Here is a 16,256-nt window from a genome sequence, read left to right as displayed (position 1 = left end):
ACTAAAACCGAATTGGTGACGAATATCTTGTTAATGTCGGCAGTTGCGATGCATCGCGCCGGCGTTGATCCGACATAGATAAAAACAACGCTAACGGAGATGTGGCAATGAAACCCAACACAATAACGTGGACCACGTGTGATCAGGCAGAGGCACCGCCTCGCCGAAGCTTTCTGAAAACCGCGGCCCTCGGGCTGTCCATGGCTGGTGCTTTAATGCTGGGGAGTGGTCAGGCTCAGGCCGCCACCACCTGGAAAATCCAGTCCGTCTGGGACGCCGGCACCGTCGGGTATGATCTGTTCGAAGAGTGGTGTCAGAGCATTGAAGAAAAATCCGGCGGTGAGCTGATTTTCAAACCCTTCCCGGCCAAGGCTGTTGCGGCGGATAACAACGCGCTTTTCGACGCGGTTCGTAACGGCGTATTGCAGGGCATGAACCCGTTTACCCTGTACTGGTCCGGTAAAATCCCCGCGTCTGTCTTCCTGTCATCTTATCCGGCCGGTCCGGACCAGCCCCACCAGTGGGACACCATGTTCTATTCCATGGGCATGCTGGAAAAAACCCGGGAAATCTACGAGAAGTTCGGTCTGTTTTACGTCGGACCGATCCAGCACGACGCTAACATTATTCACTCCAAGCAGCCGGTTAACAGCCTTGCAGACCTGAAAGGCATGAAAATCCGTGTGCCGGGCGGCATGGTTGCCGAAGTGTTCCAGCAGTTCGGTGTGTCCACCGTGAGCCTGCCGGGTTCCGACATTTTCCCGGCGCTGGAAAAGGGCACCATTGATGCGGCCGACTATGTGGGACCGGCGGTGAACTGGGAACTGGGCTTCTCCCAGGTGACTGATTACATCCTGTTCGGACCTCCCGGTGTGATGTCCATCTACCAGCCGGTTGACCTGATGGACCTGACCGTGAACCTGCGGGCCTGGAACGCGCTGGATCCGAAGTTACAGCAACTGGTGGAAGACGAAGTACGTAACTACTCCCAGAAGCACTACCTGACCATCCAGAAGCGCAATATCGAGGCGATGGAGAAGTTCAAGGAATCCGGCGATACCGTCAGCCGCCTGAGTCAGGAAGACCTGCAGGAGTTCCGTCGTGCTGCCATCCCGATCTGGTACAAGTGGGCCAACAAGGATGAGGATGCCCGTGCGATCTTCGACATGCAGCTGGAATACATGATGAACGACACCGTCGGGTATATCGACGAGTCTGATCTTGAGGGTGTAGAGGGTAAATAACCCTTTGGATCAACAACAAAAATCGATAGGGAAGGAGCGGCGCTGCTCCGGAAGGATGCAGCCCACCTTCCCTCTTTTGTGGCTGAGGTAGCAACAACATGTCAGATCTTGAAGGCTTCGGATTTGTGTTGCCACATTGGTTTTACTGGGGCTGGCTGGCGGTGATGCCCCTGATCATGATGGCCTGGGACAAATGGAGCAGTAATCACGGTGGCGGGGAGAGCGCACCGGAAAAAACGCCAGCGGAAATTCAGGCAGAGGAGGACGATCCTCTGCTGTCACTTCATTTCGAGGGCAACTGGTTTACCAAGACCGTTGACTGGATTTGCGAAAAATCCGGTGTGTTCGTGTCCTTCTGGACCATCAACGCGGTGGTGTTTTATTTCTTCGAAGTGGTGATGCGCTACCTGTTCAACATGCCGACCATCTGGGTGCATGAGGCCAGCTTCCTGTTGCTGGGGATGCAGTATCTGCTGGCGGGTGGTTTTGCCTTGTTGCACGGTGCTCACGTTCGGGTGGATGTTCTTTACAACCTGCTGCCGGTGCGTGGCCGGGTGGGCATGGACATCTTCACCTCGCTGTTCTTCTTTATGTTTGCCCTGATCCTTCTTATTACCTCATGGACGTTCTTCCAGAATTCCTACTCCATGAACGAAACGACCGTTGAGACCTGGGGCATCCAGTACTGGCCGGTTAAGGGCATGATGGTACTCGGTTCTCTGCTGCTCTTGCTGGCGGGGATTTCGAAACTGATCAAGGACATCGTTCTTTTCATTCGACTGGGCCAGGAGCGCAACGCATGAGCAGTGATATCGCAACCGCGCCGGGCAGCAACCTCTGGGGGAAGCTGGGTACCTGGCTAATGATTCTGGGCACAGCGGCACTGGCTTTCGTGCTCTGTGTGGAACTGATCAACATTCTTTTCTACGACCCGTTCAGTGACGAGAAATTCCTGTTCAAGCTGGCGGGCAGTTTGTCTGACGTCCAGATAGGACCGCTGACTTATCTGATGTTTGGTTCACTGGCCGTGGCCTTGATGATGGGGCTGCCACTGGCGTTTGTGACCGGCGGCCTTGGGGTCATGTTCATCTATCTGGTTGGCGATTCGCTGATGCTGAACATCGTGCCCAGCCGGATCTTCCCGATGATGACCAACTCGGACCTGGCGGCGATTCCGTTGTTCATTTTCATGGCGTCCATGCTCGAGCGGGCTGGCCTGATCGAGGAAATGTTCAGTGTGGTCTACAAGTGGATGGGTGGCCTGAGCGGCGGTCTGGCGACAGCAACTATCCTGGCCTCCACCATTCTAGCTGCCATGGTTGGGGTGATTGGTGCGGCCGTGGTTACCATGGGGATTATCGCCCTGCCGGCGATGCTCAAGCGAGGGTACGACCACAAGATTGCACTCGGTTCGATCATGGCAGGGGGCACCCTTGGGATCCTGATTCCACCGTCTATTCTGGCCATCCTGTACGCCGTGGTGGCCCAGCAATCGGTGGGCGAACTTTACCTTGGTTCTGTACTGCCTGGCCTGCTGTTGTCCGGCCTCTACATCACTTATGTGCTGGTCCGCAGTTGGCTCAACCCCAAGTTGGGGCCGCCGGTTCCTGTTGAAGAGCGGATCTCACTGAAGGAAAAGCTGATTCTGCTGCGTGGACTGATTGCGCCGTTGATTCTGGTGGGGCTGGTTCTGGGGCTGCTGTTCGGGGGTATCGCCACGCCGGTTGAGGCCGCGGGTATCGGCTCATTTGGCGCTATTGTCGTGGCGCTGATGCATGGCAAGTTCTCCATCAGCGGCCTGCGCGAGGCCTCCGTGACTACCGCCAAGGCTTCCGCCATGGTGCTGTGGATCATGTTCGGTGCCTCGGTGTTTGTCGGTTTCTATATCCTCCAGGGCGGGCAGCAGTTCGTCACCGACGCCATTCTCGGCACCGGGCTCTCGGCCTACGGCATCCTGTTCCTGCTGATGGTGTTGCTGGTGATTCTGGGCATGTTCCTGGATTGGGTTGGCATTTTGCTACTGGCTGTACCTATCTTTATTCCGATCGTCGAGGCTCTGGAATTCCCGGGGCTGATGGGCTTTCCGCCGGTGAGCGGTGAGGATGTGGTGCTCTGGTTCGGTGTGCTCTATTTGGTGAATATGCAGATGTCGTTCCTTAGTCCACCCTTTGGCTATGCGCTGTTTTATATTCGCGGCGTGTGTCCGCCGGAAATCTCCATGGGTACAATCTTCAAGTCTTCCCTGGTGTTCCTGGCGATCCAGGCCTTCGGGTTGTTTATGTGCATCCTGATTCCGGGCATCGTTACCTGGCTGCCCAATCAGGTATATGGCTGATTTTTAAGAGGAGTATTTCACTATGTTGACGGTTAAACGGTTGGATCTGGACGACGCCCGGATCCTGATTGAGGGCGCGGCTAACAAGGCCAGGGAAATTGGCGTGCCCATGTGCATTGCGGTGGTGGACGAATCCGGCAACCTGATTGCCTTCGAGCGGATGGACGGCGGCAAGGTCACCAGTATTACCATTGCCCAGGACAAGGCGTTCACAGCAGCAGCAGCACGCAAAGCCACCCACGAATACAACCAGGTGAATGTGCCGGGCAGTCTCGCGTTCGGTATCCACACCGAAGTGGGTGGCCGTATCAGCTCGGTGGGCGGTGGTTTGCCGGTGGCTGTTGGTGGCGAAGTGGTTGGCGGTATCGGCATCAGTTCCGGTACGCCCCAGCAGGACATGGATTGTGCCCAGGCGGGTATCGACCATTTTGAAACCAAACGCGCTTGATGCCTGTCATACCGGAATGCCCGGGGCTAGTCCCCGGGCATTCCGGTGACGTCCCCCGGCCTTATTCAATGCTACACAATCCCCGAGAATGTTATGACTACCAAGCCGACAGTCAGCAAAGCTCAGCTGGCGGAGCAGTTCAGGTCGTTTATTGACCCGCGCTTCGTCATTACCGACGAAGAAACCAAAAAGCCCTATGAATGCGACGGCATGTCGATGTACTGCGAGATGCCGTTGCTGGTGGTGTTGCCGGAAACGGTGGAACAGGTTCAGCGGGTGATGCGCATCTGTAACGAGCATCAGGTGCCCGTGGTGGCCCGTGGTGCCGGCACTGGCCTGAGTGCGGGTGCTATGCCTCATAAAGAGGGCGTGGTGCTGTCGCTGGCCAAGTTCAACCGCATCATGGAAATCGACCCGCTGGCCCGGACGGCGCGCCTGCAGCCGGGTGTGCGCAATCTCGCCATCAGCGAGGAAGCTGCCCAGTATGGCCTGTATTACGGCCCCGATCCTTCTTCGCAAATTGCCTGCACCATCGGCGGCAACGTGGCGGAGAACTCCGGTGGGGTGCATTGCCTGAAGTATGGGCTGACGGTACATAACCTCCTGAGTGTTGAAATGGTCACGGCTGAGGGCGATGTCGTTACCGTTGGCAGTGATGGTCTGGATGCCTGCGGCATGGATCTGCTGGCACTGGTGACCGGTTCCGAAGGCTTGCTGGGGGTAGTTACGGAGGTGAAGGTCAAGCTGCTTCCCAAGCCGGAAGTGGCCCGGGTGGTGATGGCTGGTTTCGACAGTGTGCAAAACGGTGGGGATGCAGTCGGCGGTGTGATTTCCCATGGCATTATTCCAGGCGGGCTGGAAATGATGGATAGCCATGCCATCGTGGCGGCGGATGATTTTGCCAAGGCTGGTTATCCCCGTGAGGCCAAGGCGCTCTTGCTGTGTGAGGTGGACGGCACCGAAGAGGAAGTGGACGAGCACATCGCCCAGGCCGAAGAGGTGTTCCGCAAGTTTGGCGCGACCACCGTGCGCACTTCCCGGAGTGAAGAGGAGCGGGCGCTGCTGTGGAAGGGACGGAAATCTGCGTTCCCTGCGGTGGGCCGGATATCCCCGGACTACTACTGCATGGACGGCACCATCCCTCGCCGCGAGCTGGCCAATGTATTGACCCGAATGGAAGAAATGTCGGAAGAGTTCGGCCTGCGCGTGGCCAACGTGTTCCATGCCGGCGATGGCAATCTGCATCCGCTCATTCTGTTCGATGCCAACGTGCCCGGCGAGTTTGAACGTACCGAGGCATTTGGCAGCAGCATCCTCAAGCTGTGCGTGGATGTGGGCGGTTGCATCACCGGGGAACACGGGGTCGGCGTCGAGAAAATTCGCCAGATGGCGATTCAGTTCAGTGACGAGGAGCTGCAACAGTTCCACGACGTGAAGGCCGCTTTCGACCCCGCCGGTATTCTGAACCCGGGCAAGGGAGTACCCGCCCTGAGGTTCTGCCAGGAATACCGTTCACTCGAACACAAACAACACAAGCAGGAACAGACGGAAGCCGCCCATGGCTGATATTTCCAAGCAGTTGCAAGATGAGGTTCTCAAGGCCCGGGACAGCGGGCACAAGCTTAACATCGTTGGAGGCAATACCAAGGCCTTCATGGGGCGCGACGCCGACCCGGATGCCGGAACGCTCAACGTGTGCGAGCACACTGGTATCGTCGAATATCATCCGGTGGAGCTGGTGTTGACGGTTCGGGCCGGCACCACCATCCGAGAAATTGAAGCCGCCCTGGCAGAGCACGGGCAGGCCCTTCACTTCGAACCGCCGCATCTGGGGGAGGGGGCCACCATTGGCGGAACTTTCGCCGCCAACCTGTCGGGCCCGGCGCGTCCCTGGGCGGGATCCGTCCGGGACCAGGTGTTGGGTGTCCGGCTGATCAACGGCAAAGGCGAACATCTGCGTTTCGGTGGCCAGGTGATGAAGAACGTGGCGGGGTACGATGTGTCCCGGCTGCAGGCTGGCGCTTTGGGCACCCTTGGGGTGATGACGGAGATCAGCCTGAAAGTGATGCCAAAACCGGCAGCCACGATGACCCTGGTGCAGGAGATGTCTTTGGAAGGCGCGATTCCCTACATGAACCAGCGTGCGGCGGAGCCAAAGCCGATTACCGGGGCCTGCTGGGTGGATGGCAAGGTGTACCTGCGATTGTCGGGGGCCCGCTCGGCGGTCGAGGCAACGGCGAACAAGTGGCCGGGCGCGATCCTGGAGGATGATGGGGCGTTTTGGCGTTCGATTCAGGACTTCCAGCACGAGTTCTTTGCCGGAAATGATGTCCCGTTGTGGCGTTTTTCAGTCGGCTCGATTGCCGATAACCCGGGCGTGGAAGGCTCCTGGCTGATCGACTGGGCGGGTTCCCAGCGCTGGTTCCGCGGTGATGCCGAGCAGAGCGGCCTTGAGCCCATGGCTCGCGCAGCCGGGGGACAGGTGAGCCTTTTCCGGGGCGGAGACCGTTCCGGAGAAGTGATGCACCATCAGCCCGAGGCGTTGAAGGGTATTCAGCGCCGGGTAAAAAATGCGTTCGATCCGGACAATATCTTTAACCCCGGACGTCTATACAGCTGGTTGTAAGAGCAGGAGTACGATGCAAACTAATCTCGTTCAACAATTCGCCAATACTCCCGAAGGCCAGGAGGCCGAGTCCATCCTGCGTGCCTGTGTGCACTGTGGATTCTGCACCGCAACCTGCCCGACGTATCAGGAGCTGAACGATGAGCGTGACGGTCCCAGGGGCCGAATCTACCTCATGAAGATGTTCCTCGAGGGGGAGGAGGTTACCGAGAAAACCCGGGAGCACCTGGATCGGTGCCTGACGTGCCGAAGCTGTGAAACCACCTGTCCGTCGGGCGTTCAATACGGCCGGCTGGTGGATATCAGCCGAGGGTTGATGGAAAAAGAACTGCCTCGTTCCAGCACAGATAAGTGGATGCGCTGGGCGCTCGGCAGGGTGATTCCCAACCGGCAACTGTTTGGTGCGTTGCTCCGGCTCGGGCAGTTTTTCAGCCCGATCCTGCCGGGGAAGCTGCGTACCAAAGTGCCGCCGAAGAAACAGGCGAGCCCCTGGCCGGCCACCAGCCACGATCGCAAGGTTTTGGCGCTGGCCGGTTGCGCCCAGCCGGCGGCCACGCCCAACACCAACGCGGCAGCCGCACGGGTGCTCGACAAGCTGGGTATCACCATGGTGGAAGCGCCGGAGGCTGGTTGCTGCGGGGCAGTGAATTATCACCTGTCCGAACATGAACTGGGGCTGGAGCGCATGCGCCAGAACATTGATGCCTGGTGGCCGGCCATCGAGGCCGGGGCAGAAGCCATCGTTATGACGGCCTCCGGATGCGGTGCCATGGTTCAGGACTACGGACACCTGCTCAAGGATGATCCTGTCTACAAAGACAAGGCGAAGAAAGTCAGCGAACTGTGCACCGACATCGGTGCTTTCCTGCTCAAGCAGGACCTGGACAAGCTCAAGATTCGCCAGAACCCCGGCAAGGTTGCCTTCCATTGTCCTTGTACGCTTCAGCACGCCATGAAGCAGAGTGGTGTGGTGGAACAGGTGCTGACCAAGGCTGGCGTTGATCTGGCCCAGACCAGGGACAAACACCTGTGCTGCGGATCGGCTGGCACTTATTCCGTCCTGCAGCCAGAGATGAGCCAGCAATTGCTGAGCAACAAGCTGGATGCCCTGACCGTGGATAATCCGGACCGTATCGTAACCGCCAACATTGGTTGCCAGATGCATCTGGAAACCAAAGCCAAGGTGCCGGTTCAGCACTGGATTGAATTGCTGGATCAGTAAGGTCGGGCGGGCTTATGTCTACAATGTCGTAAATAAAAAAAGCCGGAGGTTTTTCTCCGGCTTTTTTACTTTCAATTGATTACAGGTCGCTGAAAAACGCCGAATAGGTCAGCGGCGTCATTACCTTTCCGAAGGCCGCTTTTACTCCAGCCTTTATTTCGTCCTCAGTAGGAGCAACAGTGCCATCGGGTGCTAACCATTCGACCGTGATGTTCGAAGATTGCCGATACCAGTCCATAATCGTATCAAGGTTATTGCCAGTTTTGGTCAAAAGCTCCAAATAAGCGTACTTGAACTTGTTGAGTATCTCCGGTTCAGCCTCGTTAGCGTTGATAATATTTTCACTGATACTTGCGGGGTCCTCGACGACTGGCGGGGCTCCTTCACCCAGCAGCGTATGTGTCTGACCTTCCTTGGCCCAGAATGCGGGATACTGAGATACCTGATCAATAATCAAGTGTATTGCTTCGTGGCGGTAGACATCGTTGGAAAAGTCCGGAGAAATCTTGATCCCGCTGCTGGATGATCTTCCGATGCGATCGTTGCCGGAGGCGCATATCTGAATCTTGTCGTAAATCGGGGTTATCTCGCTCAGGGAGGAATCTCCCCCTGAGTTTTCTGCAATGAACGTATTTATATCAGACAGCACTTTGGCAGAGTCTTCTTCATTGACCAGTGCGTTATAAATAAATACTTGCTGTTGCGCTGCGGTTCCATCCTGAATCCCGGGGAAATAGGTGGAAAGCTGGTCTGTGGTCAGGCCAAGCTGGCTTGCTTCCAGGGCAAACCGGCCGATATCACTGAAACTTACGACCCGTTTCATTGCCCGAAAATCGTCCCAGTCCATACCAAATTGCGGCAGGACCCGATCCATCGCATCCTGGGCCTTACTGGCCGCTGTTCTGTACTCTTCGTTGGTGTGGGTCGTGAGATTGGAGAAAACTATGAAGTTGTCAGACTCGAAATAGTAATCGCTCGCGAAACACCCTTCTTCCAAGTCTTTCGCTTGTTGATCCGCATCGGGGTTCTGGTAAAACTTGTTGGTCTCAGAAGAGAATTTAAAATCCCCATCGACCAGCTCCACGGTATCGGTTCCGCCGCCTCCTCCGCCGGAGCCGCCGCCTCCACCTCCAGAACCACCGCTGCCGCCGCCCCCACAGGCTGACAGAGCAACGGAAACCGCAAGCGCACCACTAACACTCCAGATAATTCTGTTCATCGACATTCCCTATCGTTGGTATGGATACTGAACTTACATTTCTCTTATTGGGCCGGCCGGTGTTCAACATCCTGCTGGTCGGGCCACAGTTTGATAATTCGCACTTCTGCAAATTAATACTTAAAAAGTAGTCCTAAATGGTCGAGTGCTCAAATGCTGCCGGTGCCACAACGAGTTTTGCCGGGTTCGTTATACTGGGCTGGTACGAAAAGAAACCACAGGGAGTGGATAGTTATGCCAAGGATATTGGCAAGCTTCGTTTTTGCCGGCATTTACAGTGCGTCGGTACAGGCGGAGGTTTATTCATGGACAGACCGCGAGGGGGTAGCGCATTTCTCAGATCAGCCTCCTGATACGGAGGTCCATCAAAAACTCAGGATGGGCTCCCCCTCAATTGTGCCCATGTCTGAAAACCTTGAGCAGGAACGGCGCGTCCGCGGTATTCGGGAGGATGTTCGCAATCTGATTTCCGCCCGGTCGCAAGCGGCGCCTACCAGCGACGGTGATCTTTCAAAAGCCCGGGCAAGGCGCCAACAGGCTTGTGAACAATACCGGCGCCGTTTGAGCAACATACAGTCCGAGCTCCGGGCCGGTTATACGAACACCAGAGGAAACACCTTGCGGCGGCAGCGGCGTGAGCTGAGCCAGCAGCTCAGCCGCGACTGTATTCTGCGTTAGCAGACGAAACCTAGGTTTGTATTCTGCCGCCATCAGGGAATGTCGACCCAGTGCATCCCCGGCGGGTGAAAACCCAAGTTTGGAGGTCCTTCATGGAATACATTGTACCGGTGAGCAGTGCCATCATGGCCATTGTCTGGGTGGTCTATTTCCAGCTGTTCTTTTTTCAGTACAAGCGCAATAACCGGCCCTATCTGGTGATTCATCATGCCCAGAATGAGAGCCCGGATTCCCTGTGTCTTCTGGTGAACATGGGTAAGGAACCCGTGCACGTGCAGTGTGTCCAGGCGTTGATTACCAAGGAATCGGGAGACAAAGAGCTGATCCCCGTCACGGAGTATGAGCGAGTCAATGCGGAGGATCGCAATATCCAGAGCAGCATCCGGCAGGGCCCCATCCAGCCCGGTGGCTTTCTGGTGCTGGGCAAGTTTCGCAATATCATTCTCGGGCGGCGCAGTGAAGAACCCGATGCCGGCGCCCTGATGGAGAGCGTACAGGCGCTTGAGATTCGTGCGGCCATGATTCACGGGCCCAGCAAGTATCCCATCGGTGTCCGGCGCCGTTTCCATCTTCGGCAGCGCAACGGCACCTGCGTGTATCCGCAGAACATCCACTCGGAACAACTGGTGCGTCGACGGGACCAAAAGGAGGTGGTTCAATGGGTGGAGCAGGAATTGAATCCAAAGCATGTCGGCAGTTCGGAATCCGATAGCTCGGATCAGTCTTCCCGTTCCACCAATGCCGAAGGAGAGTCCCGATCATGACCCAGTTACCGCCGCTGACCGACGCGCTTCTGACCCTGGAGCAGGGCGTAGCCCTGCTGACGCTGGATCGCCATGATGTGCGCAACGCCTTGACGGGCACGCATCTGATTGACGATCTCGTAGCGACTGCCGAATGGGTGAACGGCTGCGAAAAGGTCTCGGTGCTGGTGATCACCGGGGCTGGCTCTGCGTTCTGCGCCGGTGGAAACATCCGGGACATGGCTGAGCGGAGCGGGGATTTTGCCGGAGACGTAGCCGAATGCGCCGAGCGCTATCGCAGAGGCATTCAGCGAATTCCACTGGCTATGCAGGCGGTGGAAGTGCCTGTTATCGCGGCGGTGAACGGGCCAGCGATTGGTGCCGGTTTCGATCTTGCGAACATGGCAGACATCCGGATTGCCTCCGGCAAAGCCAGGTTTGGTGAAACCTTTCTGAACCTGGGCATCATTCCCGGCGATGGTGGCGCCTGGTTCCTTCAACGCCTGATCGGCTACCAGAGGGCTGCCGAGCTGACGTTCAGTGGTCGTATTGTAGAGGCCGCCGAAGCGAAAGACTTGGGTATCGTGATGGAAGTGGTGTCTCCGGAAGAGCTCATGCCCAGGGCCCTCAAGCTGGCAGCCGATATAGCGGGGCAACCGCCCAAAGCTATCCGCCTGACCAAGCGTCTGATGAAAATGGCCCAGCGTATGGAGCTGAAAGACTTTCTGGATGTCTGTGCCTGCTTTCAGGGAATGAGCCACAACGAGCCGGAGCACATGGAGGCAGTGGAGCGCATGCTCGCGGCGATGGGCCGGAAGTGAAGTTTCGATTCTGGCTTTTGGTGGGACTGATATGGCCGTTTATGGCTAATTTAAGCCACGCCGACAAGCCTTCAGGTAACAGAATACTCGTGGTCGGTGGCGACCATAATTACCCCCCGTACGAATTTATCAATGAGGAGGGCCAGCCCGATGGTTACAACACCGAGCTGACCCGTGCCATTGCTGAGGTCATGGGGATTGAAATTGAGGTTCGCCTTGGGCCCTGGGAGGAAATGCGCGCGCGCCTTGATAAAGGTGAGATCGACGTGCTCCAGGGCATGGTTCTCTCTGAGCGCAGGCTGGACAGTTATGATTTCTCGCCTCCTCACGCTGTCATCAATGAATCCGTGTTCGCACGCAAGGGCGATGATCCGATTGAGGCACTGCCCGAGCTCGCCGGTAAATCGGTGATCGTACAAGCGGGCGGCATCATGCAGGATTACCTGGCCCAGAACGTGCCGGAAGCCAGAACCGTCACAGTGGAAACCCACGCAGATGCTTTGCGTCTGCTTGCCTCAGGGCAACACGACTATGCGCTGGTAGCGAATCTCCCGGGCCTGTACCTGGAGCGTGAACTGGAACTCTCCAATATCTATGCGGCGGGCAAACCCTTCGCCGCGCTGGACTATGGTTATGCGGTGCCCAAGGGCGACCGGGCCCTGCTGGCCCAGTTCAGTGAGGGGCTGGCCATTTTGAAGAACACAGGCCGCCAGCAGGCCATCTATGATAAGTGGCTGGGACCTCTTGAGCAGCCAGGTATGGACTGGAAGAAAGTTGGTCTGGCGGCGGGTGTGCTGTCCGCCCTACTCATGCTGGTGCTGGGCGGCAGCATCGTCTGGAACCGGATGTTGAAGAGGGAGGTGGCGCGTCGCACTGCCGAGCTTGAACTGCAGCAGCAACGATTGATTCAGGCTGATAAGATGGCGTCCCTTGGAGTTCTGGTATCCGGAGTGGCTCACGAAATCAACAATCCGTGCGGTTTGCTGCTGCTGAACTTGCCGGTGCTGAAAGAAAGCTTTGATGATCTGGAGGAGGTTCTGGACCAGTACTACGATGCCCACGGGGACTTTTACGTAGCTGGTCTGGCTTACAGCCGGATGCGGGAAGAAATTCCCATGATGCTGGATGATATGTTGGCAGGCACCCAGCGTATTCGGGGGATTGTGGATGATTTGCGGGATTTTGCCCGTCAGGGTACGTCCAGCCTGGACGAATCCGTTGATCTTAATGAGGTCGTTGCGACCTCTGTTCGACTACTGGATAACACCATTCGCCGCTCTACCGATCACTTTGAAGTGGACTATGGAAAGGACCTGCCAGAGTTTTCGGGCAACAGCCAGCGAATTGAGCAGGTCATTGTGAACCTTATTGTGAACGCATGCCAGGCACTGGAATCGCCGGAAAAAGGGATTCGGGTAATAACACGTTTCTTGCCAAAGCCTGGGGAACTTCGGCTGGAGGTTGCCGATCAGGGCAAGGGAATAGATCCGGATCATCTGTCTGCGATCTTTGATCCATTTTTTACCACCAAGCGCGAGCAAGGGGGAACCGGATTGGGTCTGTCGATATCAGCCAATATCCTCGAAGACCACGGCGGTCGGCTGGAATATGAGTCGGAACCGGGCAAGGGCACACGGGCGATTCTCTCGCTGCCGGTAAAACCATGAGCGCTTCAGTCACTCCCGCCAACCGCAATCCGGGATTCGGCATCCTGATGGTGGATGACGAGGCGTCTTTTCTGCGCAGTCTGAGTATGGTGCTGGAGCGGCGGGGCGGCTACAACCACTTGTATCGCTGCCAGGACAGTCGGGATGCTCTGGCGATGATTGCCCGGGAGCCTATCGGCCTCGTGTTGCTTGATCTGACCATGCCCCATGTTCCGGGGGAGGAACTGCTGAAGCAAATCACCGAGCAGCATCCGGGTGTGGGGGTGATTATCATCAGTGGACTAAACCAGGTCGAAAAGGCGGTGCATTGCATTCGCCTCGGCGCGTTCGACTATTTTGTCAAAACGACCGAAGAAGACCGGCTGATTGAGGGGGTGCGCCGCGCTGTCGAGATGCAGGAAATGCGCCTTGAGAATCAGGCGATGCGCAGAAAGTTCCTGACCGATACCCTGGAGCGCCCCGAGGTATTTTCCCCCATCATTACCCGGGACAAAGGCATGCGCTCGGTGTTCCAGTACCTTGAGTCGGTGGCGCCCAGTGGCCAGCCCGTGCTGGTTTCCGGAGAAAGTGGCGTAGGCAAGGAACTGATCGCCCATGCCATTCATGAGCTCAGTAACCGGCCGGGCAGGCTGGTGTGCGTTAACGTGGCGGGACTGGACGACAACGTGTTCGCCGATACCCTGTTTGGCCACAGTCGTGGAGCATTTACCGGGGCCGACCAGGCCAGGGTGGGCATGGTGGAGCAGGCTGGTGAAGGCACCCTGTTTCTGGATGAGATCGGGGACCTTAGCATGGCCTCTCAGGTCAAGCTGCTGAGATTATTACAGGAAGGGGAATACTATCCCCTGGGGAGCGATAAACCCAAGCGTATCCGTGCCCGGGTGGTTGTTGCCACACACCGTGACTTGGAGCAAAAACAGCTTGCTGGTGAGTTCCGGAAAGACCTCTACTACCGCTTGAGAATCCATCAGGTTGAGATTCCGTCCCTGCGCGAGAGGAAGGGCGACATTCCCTTATTGCTGGATCACTTCCTGGCCGAGGCGGCGACGGAACTGAGCAAGAGTAAGCCGACAGTGCCCAAGGAATTGGCGGTGCTGCTGGATAACTACAGTTTTCCCGGCAATGTCCGGGAATTGCGGGCCTTGGCGTACGATGCCATGAGTCAGCATCGAACCGGGGTCTTGTCGATGGATAGCTTCCGGCGTGCCCTCGACCAGAATTCTATCAGTCGCGATGTAACGAGCGAGCCGAGCATCGCCTTTTTCAGCCCGGACCAACCGCTACCAACCCTGCAGGAAATGGCCGATATGCTGGTGGACGAGGCCATGCGAAGATCGCAGGGCAACCAGTCGATCGCTTCCAGCTTGCTTGGTATTTCACAGCCTGCATTGAGCAAGAGGCTCAAGAAAAAGGCAGACGACTCATCGTCATAACCCTGTGTTTAGCTGGCCAGCGCTGAAAAAAAGAGCCCTTTCGTCATCCCTGAGCCGTGGCTCGCATCGCCACGGAAGCCCCTATAACTAAAGTAAGGTTATAACTGATCGAATACTTTAGTCCTAAAGATCTGTTATTTCTGACTTATTTTCATGGTTGGCTGGTTTTTTCTTAATCTCTATTCTTTTGGTTATACCCTAGTAGAGTTCCGACCAAAAAATAACCTGAGTGGATTTTTTCAGTATTTTCAATCTTCTATTGTGATTTTTGTTGAGTTGGCATTGGGTTTGCTGAACCACAGCCTGTTTTTTAGTAGCAAAATAGGTAATCGCAATGGAACAGACCATGCAAACACAGTCTAGCGCTGGCTTCTGGAGTGGTATGGCTCTCTGGAAGAAAATTCTGATCGGGATGGTTCTTGGCTGTATCGTCGGCGCTGTCATGGGGCCGGACGCAGAAGTTCTGAAGCCCATCGGAACCCTTTTTATCAACGCTATCAAAATGCTGATTGTGCCGCTGGTGTTCTGCTCACTGATCGTCGGTGTCACCTCCATGAAAGACACCCGCAAGATGGGGCGCATTGGCCTCAAGTCTGTGGTGCTCTACCTCGGTACGACCGCAGTGGCCATCAGCATCGGACTTGGCCTGGGTGCCGTTGTTGCACCGGGCGCTGGGGTGAACATGGTGGTTGACGCAGCCGCCCCTGCCGCCAAGGATGCGCCGTCACTGGTTCAGACCCTGCTGAACATGATTCCGAAAAACCCCGTGGACGCGCTGGCGGCCGGTAACATCCTGCAGATCATCGTGTTTGCCCTGGGCCTTGGTATTTCCCTGAACCTGGTGGGGGAGAAAGCCGAGCCGACCATCAAGGTATTTGAGGGCCTGGTCGAAGGTATGTACAAACTCACCGAGCTGGTGATGAAGCTTGCACCGTACGGTGTTTTCGGCCTGATGGCCTGGGTTGCCGGCAAGTACGGCATGGACATCCTGATGCCTCTGATCAAGGTGGTGGGCGCTGTTTACCTGGGCGCGCTGGTACACGTTGTGGTGTTTTACTCCCTTATGGTCAGCACCGTTGGCCGACTGAACCCGATGCAGTACCTGAAAGGCCTGGTTAACCCGGCGGCGGTGGCATTTACCACTACCAGCAGCTCCGGCACCCTGCCGGCGACGATCAAGGCCGCCCGTGAGGAAATGGGTGTGTCCAAGGGAATTTCCAGCTTCGTACTGCCACTGGGTGCGACTATCAATATGGATGGTACCGCCCTGTACCAGGGTGTGTGTGCGCTTTTCATCGCCCAGGCGTTCGGTGTTGACCTGGCCTTTACCGACTATCTGTTGATCATCGCCACCTCTACCCTGGCGTCTGTCGGTACTGCCGGCGTTCCGGGCGCAGGCCTTATCATGCTGTCACTGGTTCTGACCACCGTCGGCCTGCCGATGGAAGGCCTCGCCATTGTGGCCGGTATTGACCGTATCCTGGATATGGCGCGCACCACTGTAAACGTGTGTGGCGACATGATGGTGTCGGTGCTGGTGGGCAAGAGTGAGAACGAGCTGGACGAGGCGGTTTACAATAAGACCGCAGCGCAATCCGGGGAAGTTCTGGCCTGAATCCGGCTCTCACACCAGCCGCAACAAACCCCGGTTTTCCGGGGTTTGTTGCGTTAAGGCCCTCTGAAGTCTGAAGGGCGAACCCGGTTCCGGTCAGAACCGGCGTATACGCCTATCAGCAGGGGCTTGAACCGGGATGTGACGAAGTGAGAACCAAAATTTGAGAGGTTGATCGTCAACGCTGACGGTTTTTTTGACTAACCTG

Annotated in this window: 14 protein-coding genes; 13 read left to right on the top strand and 1 reads right to left on the bottom strand. The window is 56.6% G+C overall.

Annotated elements, in window-relative coordinates; translation table 11 throughout:
• Positions 1-200 precede the first annotated feature (200 nt).
• The 7 genes from dctP to glcF all read left to right on the top strand — a co-directional run bounded on the left by dctP (position 201) and on the right by glcF (position 7,875).
• A complete protein-coding gene (gene dctP, locus QVZ43_RS03765; protein ID WP_411722668.1) occupies positions 201-1,244 on the top strand; it encodes a TRAP transporter substrate-binding protein DctP in 1,044 nt (347 codons plus the stop codon).
• Between the two features lie 98 nt (positions 1,245-1,342).
• Positions 1,343-2,047, top strand: coding sequence for a TRAP transporter small permease subunit (locus tag QVZ43_RS03760; protein WP_302908929.1), 705 nt, complete (start codon positions 1,343-1,345; stop codon positions 2,045-2,047).
• Positions 2,044-3,579, top strand: a complete 1,536-nt coding sequence (locus QVZ43_RS03755; RefSeq protein ID WP_302908928.1) for a TRAP transporter large permease — start codon at positions 2,044-2,046, stop codon at positions 3,577-3,579. Before QVZ43_RS03760 ends, QVZ43_RS03755 begins: the two co-directional genes overlap by 4 nt.
• A 22-nt stretch (positions 3,580-3,601) precedes the next feature.
• Positions 3,602-4,027 carry a GlcG/HbpS family heme-binding protein gene (locus QVZ43_RS03750; protein WP_223794444.1) on the top strand — a complete coding sequence of 142 codons (426 nt, stop codon included), beginning with the start codon at positions 3,602-3,604 and terminating at the stop codon, positions 4,025-4,027.
• A gap of 93 nt (positions 4,028-4,120) precedes the next feature.
• Entirely contained in the window at positions 4,121-5,593 is a 1,473-nt protein-coding gene (locus QVZ43_RS03745) for an FAD-linked oxidase C-terminal domain-containing protein (protein ID WP_223794443.1), read from the top strand.
• Positions 5,586-6,653 (top strand): glycolate oxidase subunit GlcE, encoded by a 1,068-nt coding sequence (gene glcE, locus QVZ43_RS03740; protein WP_302908927.1) that lies wholly within the window; start codon positions 5,586-5,588, stop codon positions 6,651-6,653. The genes QVZ43_RS03745 and glcE overlap by 8 nt, the downstream gene beginning before the upstream one ends.
• Positions 6,654-6,666: 13 nt before the next feature.
• Positions 6,667-7,875 carry a glycolate oxidase subunit GlcF gene (glcF, locus tag QVZ43_RS03735; RefSeq protein WP_302908926.1) on the top strand — a complete coding sequence of 403 codons (1,209 nt, stop codon included), beginning with the start codon at positions 6,667-6,669 and terminating at the stop codon, positions 7,873-7,875.
• A gap of 79 nt (positions 7,876-7,954) precedes the next feature.
• Here the strand turns inward: glcF and QVZ43_RS03730 are convergent, their stop codons facing one another.
• On the bottom strand, positions 7,955-9,094 hold the full coding sequence (locus QVZ43_RS03730) for a hypothetical protein (protein ID WP_302908925.1): 1,140 nt from the start codon (positions 9,092-9,094) through the stop codon (positions 7,955-7,957).
• 153 nt (positions 9,095-9,247) lie between these two features.
• On the opposite strand from QVZ43_RS03730, the gene QVZ43_RS03725 reads away from it, so the two are divergent.
• The 6 genes from QVZ43_RS03725 (at position 9,248) to QVZ43_RS03700 (ending at position 16,051) form a co-directional block, all read left to right on the top strand.
• On the top strand, positions 9,248-9,772 hold the full coding sequence (locus QVZ43_RS03725; protein ID WP_338140884.1) for a DUF4124 domain-containing protein: 525 nt from the start codon (positions 9,248-9,250) through the stop codon (positions 9,770-9,772).
• Between the two features lie 92 nt (positions 9,773-9,864).
• A complete protein-coding gene (locus QVZ43_RS03720; RefSeq protein ID WP_302908923.1) occupies positions 9,865-10,536 on the top strand; it encodes a hypothetical protein in 672 nt (223 codons plus the stop codon).
• Entirely contained in the window at positions 10,533-11,336 is an 804-nt protein-coding gene (locus tag QVZ43_RS03715; protein WP_302908922.1) for an enoyl-CoA hydratase-related protein, read from the top strand. The genes QVZ43_RS03720 and QVZ43_RS03715 overlap by 4 nt, the downstream gene beginning before the upstream one ends.
• Before the next feature lie 41 nt (positions 11,337-11,377).
• Positions 11,378-13,003, top strand: coding sequence for a transporter substrate-binding domain-containing protein (locus QVZ43_RS03710; protein ID WP_302908921.1), 1,626 nt, complete (start codon positions 11,378-11,380; stop codon positions 13,001-13,003).
• Positions 13,000-14,436, top strand: coding sequence for a sigma-54-dependent transcriptional regulator (locus QVZ43_RS03705; protein WP_302908920.1), 1,437 nt, complete (start codon positions 13,000-13,002; stop codon positions 14,434-14,436). Before QVZ43_RS03710 ends, QVZ43_RS03705 begins: the two co-directional genes overlap by 4 nt.
• A 346-nt stretch (positions 14,437-14,782) precedes the next feature.
• A complete protein-coding gene (locus tag QVZ43_RS03700; RefSeq protein WP_302908919.1) occupies positions 14,783-16,051 on the top strand; it encodes a dicarboxylate/amino acid:cation symporter in 1,269 nt (422 codons plus the stop codon).
• The last annotated feature ends 205 nt before the right edge of the window (positions 16,052-16,256 follow it).

Source organism: Marinobacter suaedae, assembly GCF_030519635.1.
Lineage (GTDB): Bacteria > Pseudomonadota > Gammaproteobacteria > Pseudomonadales > Oleiphilaceae > Marinobacter > Marinobacter suaedae.
This window is presented reverse-complemented; position numbering and strand designations above follow the sequence as displayed.

Coding starts and splice junctions, on each gene's coding strand:
- QVZ43_RS03705 (WP_302908920.1), top strand. CDS start 13,000: ATGAGCGCTTCAGTCACTCCCGCCAACCGCAATCCGGGATTCGGCATC.
- dctP (WP_411722668.1), top strand. CDS start 201: ATGGCTGGTGCTTTAATGCTGGGGAGTGGTCAGGCTCAGGCCGCCACC.
- QVZ43_RS03760 (WP_302908929.1), top strand. CDS start 1,343: ATGTCAGATCTTGAAGGCTTCGGATTTGTGTTGCCACATTGGTTTTAC.
- QVZ43_RS03745 (WP_223794443.1), top strand. CDS start 4,121: ATGACTACCAAGCCGACAGTCAGCAAAGCTCAGCTGGCGGAGCAGTTC.
- glcF (WP_302908926.1), top strand. CDS start 6,667: ATGCAAACTAATCTCGTTCAACAATTCGCCAATACTCCCGAAGGCCAG.
- QVZ43_RS03715 (WP_302908922.1), top strand. CDS start 10,533: ATGACCCAGTTACCGCCGCTGACCGACGCGCTTCTGACCCTGGAGCAG.
- QVZ43_RS03755 (WP_302908928.1), top strand. CDS start 2,044: ATGAGCAGTGATATCGCAACCGCGCCGGGCAGCAACCTCTGGGGGAAG.
- glcE (WP_302908927.1), top strand. CDS start 5,586: ATGGCTGATATTTCCAAGCAGTTGCAAGATGAGGTTCTCAAGGCCCGG.
- QVZ43_RS03700 (WP_302908919.1), top strand. CDS start 14,783: ATGCAAACACAGTCTAGCGCTGGCTTCTGGAGTGGTATGGCTCTCTGG.
- QVZ43_RS03725 (WP_338140884.1), top strand. CDS start 9,248: ATGCTGCCGGTGCCACAACGAGTTTTGCCGGGTTCGTTATACTGGGCT.
- QVZ43_RS03710 (WP_302908921.1), top strand. CDS start 11,378: ATGGCTAATTTAAGCCACGCCGACAAGCCTTCAGGTAACAGAATACTC.
- QVZ43_RS03720 (WP_302908923.1), top strand. CDS start 9,865: ATGGAATACATTGTACCGGTGAGCAGTGCCATCATGGCCATTGTCTGG.
- QVZ43_RS03730 (WP_302908925.1), bottom strand. CDS start 9,094: ATGAACAGAATTATCTGGAGTGTTAGTGGTGCGCTTGCGGTTTCCGTT.
- QVZ43_RS03750 (WP_223794444.1), top strand. CDS start 3,602: ATGTTGACGGTTAAACGGTTGGATCTGGACGACGCCCGGATCCTGATT.